This window comes from Moorena sp. (assembly GCF_982860115.1).
The window spans coordinates 1-7,584 of record NZ_CEYLVT010000300.1; the positions used below are offsets into that span (position 1 = coordinate 1).

Genomic DNA, 7,584 nt, shown 5'->3' on the forward strand with positions numbered 1-7,584 from the left:
AGCGATGCAGCGCCGCCAAAGGGGGTTTCCCCCATGAGCGACTGCATCAAGACAAGGATTAATTTCTTTATACTATTAAAAAAAAATCTAAACTTTTATTAACATTTCGTAATTTTAATTTACTCCAACTTCTTATTGTATAAAATACGTGATAATCGATATTGCCAAGGTTGGGGTTTTTGATAATTCTGATTACTGCAGAGTAATTCCCGATTACCTATTACCCAAAACCCAAAAAACAACGACAAAGAACACTACCGAAAAAATCGGACAGTATAAATGTATTATATCTTCATGCCAATACATTTATACAATTGTGAATTTTCCTCTAGAAAATATAGTTAAAAATTCAAATTTACCGATTTCCCAACACCACCTAGCCTAATCTCTCTATGACTTCCAGTGACGGTGATTTAGAGGGGTTTGCCACCGTCACGGAGTTTTCCTACTCTCGGACGTTTTTAGATGAACATATGCCACTAACTCCTAAGCACTGACTGAGCTAGGGCTTGTTCGTAGGATTGACCAGCCCGATCCCAGGTGTATTCATCCTCGATCAATGAGCGCCCGTTTTGGGACAACTTTGCTCGCAGCTGTGGGTCTTCAAACAAACGAGTGATGGCACTAATATACTCCTTAACATGATTTGCCCGCAATGCTCGCAGAGGTGTATTGGCACCATCAACCGCCAGTCCCTCCAAACCGCGATCGCTTCCCACTACAGGTACCCCAGCCGCCATTGCTTCCAGGGTCTTGTTTTTAATGCCAAAGCCAGTCCGCATCGGTACCACACAGATAGTTGCTTGATGGAGATACTCTACCATTGATGGCACACGACCGGTGACCGTAATTCCCGACAATGCTGCCAACTCCAACACTGCAGGTACTGGTCTTGCTCCGACCAGGTCTAGCGTAGCATCTCCATAGCGTTCTTTAATGGCTGGAAAGACCTCCAAGCTGAAAAAGCTTACAGCATCAATGTTGGCTCGGTTATCCATAGCTCCAATAAAAATGATGCGATGTCCCCCTGGGTCAGCAGTGCGTTGGGGAAATTGAGTCAAATCCACCCCATTTGGAATCACCACAATTTTACCCGATGGCTTGTAGGCAGCTATCTGGCTTTGATCCTCCGGTGTTGTGACCACAAGGCCAGTAAATTTGGCACAGTATCGTTCCTCATAGCGGCGCAACAGGGGTAAATTTAACTGGTCTCTGAGCTGATTTTCCGAGGTTCCTGTTTCCAACTGATTACGGAAGGTACCATACACAGAACTGTGAATATTCACCACCGTTCCCAGCTGCTGTCGCCATTCTGGTCGTACATATATTTCATTTACACTATGTTCACAGGTAATAATGTCAAACCGTCCAGCCGCCACAGCTTCATCCATCCATTGCTGAATGTCCGGGGAGTAGAGATGTAGCACACTGGGGGGGATGCCTTGGCGTAAAAAATTACTAAATCGCTTTACTTTGCCCCAGATGCCTCCTGAGGGATCAGACGGCTTTGGTTGGGGGAAAACCACCAATTCATCTACCCATTTCCCGAGTTTTTCCACTTCCTGATCCGTGACATCTTCTGAACGTTGAGTAATCATGGTGATATCATGACTTAACTTAAGATGTTTTAGTAAATTAAATGTCCGTACCTGAGTTCCTCCCCTAGTGGGGGGATAAGGAAAGGTGGCAGATAGCATGAGAATTTTCATCATATCTTCAGGTTAGGTAAAAAATTGCTATAAGTCATATCTAGTTCGTTGTAAACGGACTTGATATCAGGCATCCAAGAGCATAATTTTATGTCAACAAAAATGAATTGAGTGGCTTGATAGTTTCATCTATAACAATACAATGATTCAACGAGTCCCCAAGGTTAGTGTGTGTATTCCTACATTCAATCGCGTGAATTTACTTCCTTATGCGATTGACAGTGTTATTAAACAAACGTATCAAGACTGGGAATTAATTGTCTGTGATGATGGTTCAACTGATGACACTCCTGAGTTAATGTCCCAGTATCAGGATAGCCGAATTAACTACATCCGTCACCCCAAAAATATTGGAAAAAGTAATAATATGCGCTCTGGATTTGATGCGGCATTGGGGGAATATTTTATTAAATTTGATGATGATGACCGGCTGACACCTGAATTTTTAGCCAAAACAACGGCTATCTTAGAGCCAGACCATACTATTGATTTTGTCGGGACAGATCATTGGGTAATTACTATTAATAATACTAGGGATGAATCAGCTACAAAATTAAACTCTCATAAGTGGGGAAGAACTAAGTTAATCGAAGGGATTGTTGATAATTTAATTGAGGTTGTTTTTATTCAGCAGAGCTTTCAAATTGGCGCTACGTTATTTCGGATGCAGGCGTTGAAAGACGTGGAATTTATGCGTCCTAACATCCAAAATTGTGAAGATAATGATTTATTCGTTCGGCTGGCTATTGCGGGCAAAAAAGCTTATTATTTACCCGAATTGTTAATGGAATATCGATTCCATGCCCAACAGCAAGGGATTAGTCGAGCAATTCCCTATTTACAGGATAAACTGCATTATCTAGAAAGTTATAACTTTGAGTCAGAAATGTTGGAGACAGTTAGGCGATCGCGTCTGACGGAAACTAAGCTACTACTAGGATTGCGGCTGATTGAAATTGGACAAACATCAACCGGACGTGAATTAGTTTGGTCAGGAAAAGCTTGCTCCCCCTCAAAAGCTTGGGTTGCTTTGGTGTTGTCCCTATTGCCAGAAGGGTGGCGTTCTCAGGCGTTTAGTGTGTTGCGTCAATTCAAGGAATAAACTCTCTGGGAATTCCGGGCTAGAAGAAATCTGATTAAATTGCCAAGGCATTGGCAGCCTCACTATGCTGAAGCAAATTTCCACTCTTTTGGTGCCTGTTCCCTTGGCGAGCTTCAGGCAGCGCATTGTCGCACCGCCTTTCACGAGACTGTCTAAGTATTTTTACTTAAATACTTAGACAGTCTTGCTAGTTTCTAGAGCTTTTTGGATGGTTGCGACAGTTGAGCCTTTGAATCTAGCATACAACTTCTCCCGTCCCCCCTCTGTGTACTGATCAAACCATTGTTAGACTGATCAGTTTAAGGATCTATGAACTGGCTCTCTGACGGTGGGGGAGGTAGGATCTCGTGTTTACGTAAGAATTCTTAACAAAATTTTTCATTAAATCAGTTTACTCTAATAATTTGGAAAGATATTCCCTTGTCTGTAAGTAGTAATACAAATACCGTCAACTTTAGGAAGAAAAATAAAGAATGAGTACCAATTTAGCCACCAAGTTGCGTGAAGGCACAAAAACATCCCATACAATGGCAGAGAATGTGGGTTTTGTCAAGTGCTTTTTGAAAGGAACCGTTGAAAAAACCTCCTACCGGAAATTAGTCTCCAACCTTTACTTCGTCTATTCCGCCATGGAAGAGGAAATGGAGCGCCATCGGGAACACCCCATTCTTTCAAAAATCTACTTCCAAGAGCTCAATCGGAAAAAGACCCTAGAGCAAGACCTATGCTATTACTACGGTTCTAACTGGCAAGATAAAGTAGTCCCTTCAGTGGCGGCTAAAGAGTATGTGCAAAGAATTAAAGATATGTCTGAGAAGGAACCAGAATTATTGGTTGCTCACTCCTACACCCGCTATCTAGGGGACTTATCTGGCGGACAAATTCTCAAAAAGATTGCCCAGCGCGGGATGAACTTATCAGATGGGCAAGGTACTGCTTTTTATGAATTCAAGCAAATCCCTGATGAGAAGGGATTCAAGACTAAGTATCGCCAAGCCATGGATGAGCTACCCATTGATGATGCCACAGCGGATCGGATTGTGGAAGAAGCTAATGCTGCCTTTGGCATGAATATGAAGATGTTCCAGGAACTGGAGGGTAATCTGATTAAAGCCATTGGTATCATGCTATACAACACCCTTACCCGTCGTCGCGTTCGTGGCAGCACAGAACTAGCTACAGCTGATTAAGCTTATTGCACAAACTGCTATTAGCACCAAAGATGGGTGGCGACTAATCACCTTAACTATAAATCCAGGGGATTAGCTTTAGTATCCTGTAATGAGTTATTAGTAGTTAGTAGTTTTGAGGTAAGCATTCAGCCTATCGCTATCAGGGATTAGCTTATGTGCTAGGTTGAATGCTTACGTTCTGATTACTAACTACCCTCGCAGCGATCGCAGAATTAATTACCTACTCCCAATCTCTGTAAGCTTCACATTGTAAGCCTTTGAGTTTTGTGAAATGTGTACTCAATTTTGTGTATTTACTTAATTGGGGTATACTCAATCTACTTAAAGCTACTATCGAAATTAGTGATTATTGCTGTTAGCATCTGTTGATGCTTGGGTGGAATTCCTGTTGACAAGTTGGTATAGCACTACGCATTAAGATGTTTGACATTTATAAACTTCAAAACCTAGTCGTAGCGTCCTTTTGACTTCTGACGCAAGAACCTTGCTGACTTGCGCGTAGCGCTATATACCCCTCTCAAGCGTAAAATTGAATATCCTCCCCACACTGATCCACTAGGTAACACAGAGCCCGGAAACGCAGGCTAGCTAACTGCTCATAGAGAGGGTTGAGCTTACATAGGGGAGGGATGTGTAGTACTAAGTGACCGAAAAGTTTTAAATCCCGCTCAAAGGGACATTGACCAGGAATAATTTTGGAGAGGAATCTAGCTAGGGTTTGATCTGTAATTTCTATTTGATCCAGCCATTGGCGCACAGGTTTTAGTAAGTCAACACGTTTTTTGGGCAGTGGCTCAGGCGGAGTGAGACTGCTATTGAGATCAGCTACCTCTGAGAGGGATGGATTAGTACTTTGCTTGTTGGTTCTGAACATGGCTATACATCTCTAAATTTAATCAATAAAGTACTCAGCAAAGGTATTACTGTGGAATGCCTTTTACAGAGTTCTAGTTAAGTAGGTAGACATCCAGTAATCAAACACGATTACTATTGAGCTGTATTGCCACATTGGCGGTAAGTTATAAAAATTTATATAGCTAGAAGTCATAGGATGTCCAGGAGCCTAGGTATTGTAAAGCTTGTGTAATTGGTAATTAGTAATTGGTAATTAGTAATTGGTAATTGGTAATTGGTAATTAGTACTTGGTAATTGAGATTATTCCAGAGCTCTTACCTATTACCAAAAAGCTCATCAAAGATGAACACTACCAAAACCACCGGACATGAGCTCAATTGTTACCACTGAACTTATTAAGTAAGCTTTCACCATTCAGCCTTGATCACCCTAAGGGAATGGCCACGCTACTTGAGCTGCTATCAGCCATTCTTAATCAGCTTTCAGCTAAAAGCCATCCTTATTTCAAGCATAAAAATACAAGAGAAAGGTTTGGTAAAGGTTAAAAGAAGAAAGACCAATCAAACTATGAACTTTTGATAAAACTAATTGGTTGACTGTTGACTGTTAACTGTTGACTGTTGACTGTTGCTGGTGAACACTCAACAGCCAGCATCTTATAACACTACCAAAACAAACAGCTTACCCAGGGTAAGCTCATCTAAATCCGTATCAAAAACTACAGATAAAAGTGGAAAGATAGTATAGCAATCATAATTGACTTTCAATTAATGTCAACAAACTGCCTATATTATCAATAATCCTGAGATTATTTCTTCTGTGATTTTAGAAAGCTGGAAATTTTAATTGCGATTCCGCTTTACCGACCCAGGGCGCGTGGGCAACGGCTTCTTTTTTTCTTGCTCAAAGCAAGGCAATATTTTGGATTCAATAGGACTAATGTACTGGTTTTTAGCGAGGTTTTTCCCAACTTCAATGAAAATAGGTGGGTAATAGCCACTGCTGTATTGAGGATTTTCCGAATGGGTTCCCGTAGCGGCTCCAAAGGAGCATCCCATGAGTGATCACGGCATTACCTTAACATAACTTCATAATTATGTCATCCTGAGAAAAGAGTTGTCAATAGACTCAAGTTTAGGTCAATGTCAGAATTCTCAGAAAGAAAACGAGTAGTTGTAGTCGGTGCTGGATGGGCAGGCTTAGGCGCAACTTACCATTTAGCCAAACAAGGTTACGATGTCACTCTCCTAGAAGCAAGTTCCTATCCCGGTGGTTTAGTGTCAGGATGGAAAACAGCGGGTGGACGTTCTGTAGAAGGGGGAATTCATGGTTTTTGGTATCCCTATCACAACATTTTCAACCTGGTAAAGGAACTCCAACTCAATCCTTTCACTCCTTTTACCCGTTCTTCTCAGTATTCCCCTGCTGGATTAGAAGTCGAATCCCCGATCTTTCAAAATGAACCACGACTTCCCACCCCTCTAGGAACCTTCCTCTACCCCGACTTCAAACGCTTACCCCTGATTGATCGACTCTCTGCCTTACCCCTGCTCTATGCCGTTATTGACTTCGATAATTCCCACCAGGCGTGGACTAGGTATGACTCGGTAACCGCCCGTGAATTATTTAAACAGTTTGGGGTTTCGGCACGACTCTACAAGGATTCCTTTGAGCCAATGCTGTTAGTTGGTTTATTTGCTCCAGGAGAGCAATGTTCAGCCGCAGCCGCCCTAGGAATGCTGTATTACTTCATTTTGGCTCACCAACCGGACTTTGATGTGGTCTGGTGCCGAGGAACGGTAGCACAAATGATATTTAAACCCTGGGTGGAACAGATTGAGAAAGCCGGGGGAAAGGTACTTACCAATAAACGGGTCAATGACATTATTATAGACCACACAGGCAAGGCCAAAGGGGTGATGTGTGGTGATGAATGCTTTGAGGCTGACGCGGTGATTTTTGCTGTCAGTATCAATGGTATGAAGAAAATCCTTCAGAGTAGCACCATGCTCCAAAGCCGCAAGGAATTCCGCAACCTGATGAATTTAGGGGCAATTGATGTGCTATCAACTAGGCTATGGTTTGACCGCAAAGTTGAGATTCGCCATCCCTCTAATGCTTGTTTTGGCTTTGATGCCACCACGGGTTGGACATTTTTTGACCTTAATGCTTTGCACGATGAGTACCGGGATGAATCTGGTAGCGTGATTGAAGTAGACTTTTACCATGCTAACCAGTTGCTACCCCTGAGTGATCAGCAGATTATCCAGAAAGTTCAGCGTGACTTAGGCACCTGTGTTTCTGGTTTTAGAGAGGCAAATCTGATTGACAGTACTGTGATTCGAGTACCCCAAGGGGTGACTCACTTTGCTCCCGGTAGCTATCAGTATATGATGCAGCGAACCACTAGTATTGACAATGTATTTATGAGCGGGGATTGGATTGTCACTCGCCACGGTTCTTGGTCTCAGGAAAAAGCGTATGTTACCGGTTTAGAGGCAGCCAATTTGGTGATTAGGCGCTTTAGACAGGGGAATCTGGCCAAGATTATTCCTGTTGATGCTGATGAATTTCATATTCAGGTGACACGGACTATTAATAAAACTGTACGAGAGTTTGGTCAGACGTTATTCACTAATTTTTGGTTACCTTGATTTAATTTTGGAATTTTAGGGAACAGGGAATCGGGAATCGGGAATCGGGAATCGGGAATCGGGAATCGGG

The 7,584-nt window shown here is 42.4% G+C and carries 5 protein-coding genes; 3 read left to right on the forward strand and 2 right to left on the reverse strand.

What is annotated here, in order from left to right; all coding sequences use genetic code 11:
* Positions 1-479: 479 nt before the first annotated feature.
* On the reverse strand, positions 480-1,709 hold the full coding sequence (locus AC4II3_RS29710) for a glycosyltransferase family 4 protein (protein WP_488010905.1): 1,230 nt from the start codon (positions 1,707-1,709) through the stop codon (positions 480-482).
* 142 nt (positions 1,710-1,851) lie between these two features.
* On the opposite strand from AC4II3_RS29710, the gene AC4II3_RS29715 reads away from it, so the two are divergent.
* On the forward strand, positions 1,852-2,811 hold the full coding sequence (locus AC4II3_RS29715) for a glycosyltransferase family 2 protein (RefSeq protein ID WP_488010893.1): 960 nt from the start codon (positions 1,852-1,854) through the stop codon (positions 2,809-2,811).
* A gap of 473 nt (positions 2,812-3,284) precedes the next feature.
* Positions 3,285-4,001, forward strand: coding sequence for a biliverdin-producing heme oxygenase (locus tag AC4II3_RS29720; protein WP_488010895.1), 717 nt, complete (start codon positions 3,285-3,287; stop codon positions 3,999-4,001).
* Between the two features lie 520 nt (positions 4,002-4,521).
* Here the strand turns inward: AC4II3_RS29720 and AC4II3_RS29725 are convergent.
* A complete protein-coding gene (locus AC4II3_RS29725) occupies positions 4,522-4,878 on the reverse strand; it encodes a Mo-dependent nitrogenase C-terminal domain-containing protein (RefSeq protein ID WP_424100264.1) in 357 nt (118 codons plus the stop codon).
* A 1,124-nt stretch (positions 4,879-6,002) separates the two neighbouring features.
* Here AC4II3_RS29725 and AC4II3_RS29730 point away from each other — a divergent pair.
* Positions 6,003-7,514: a hydroxysqualene dehydroxylase gene (locus AC4II3_RS29730; RefSeq protein WP_488010897.1), complete on the forward strand. Its 1,512-nt coding sequence runs from the start codon at positions 6,003-6,005 to the stop codon at positions 7,512-7,514.
* The last annotated feature ends 70 nt before the right edge of the window (positions 7,515-7,584 follow it).

Coding starts and splice junctions, on each gene's coding strand:
- AC4II3_RS29710 (WP_488010905.1), bottom strand. CDS start 1,709: ATGAAAATTCTCATGCTATCTGCCACCTTTCCTTATCCCCCCACTAGG.
- AC4II3_RS29715 (WP_488010893.1), top strand. CDS start 1,852: ATGATTCAACGAGTCCCCAAGGTTAGTGTGTGTATTCCTACATTCAAT.
- AC4II3_RS29720 (WP_488010895.1), top strand. CDS start 3,285: ATGAGTACCAATTTAGCCACCAAGTTGCGTGAAGGCACAAAAACATCC.
- AC4II3_RS29725 (WP_424100264.1), bottom strand. CDS start 4,878: ATGTTCAGAACCAACAAGCAAAGTACTAATCCATCCCTCTCAGAGGTA.
- AC4II3_RS29730 (WP_488010897.1), top strand. CDS start 6,003: ATGTCAGAATTCTCAGAAAGAAAACGAGTAGTTGTAGTCGGTGCTGGA.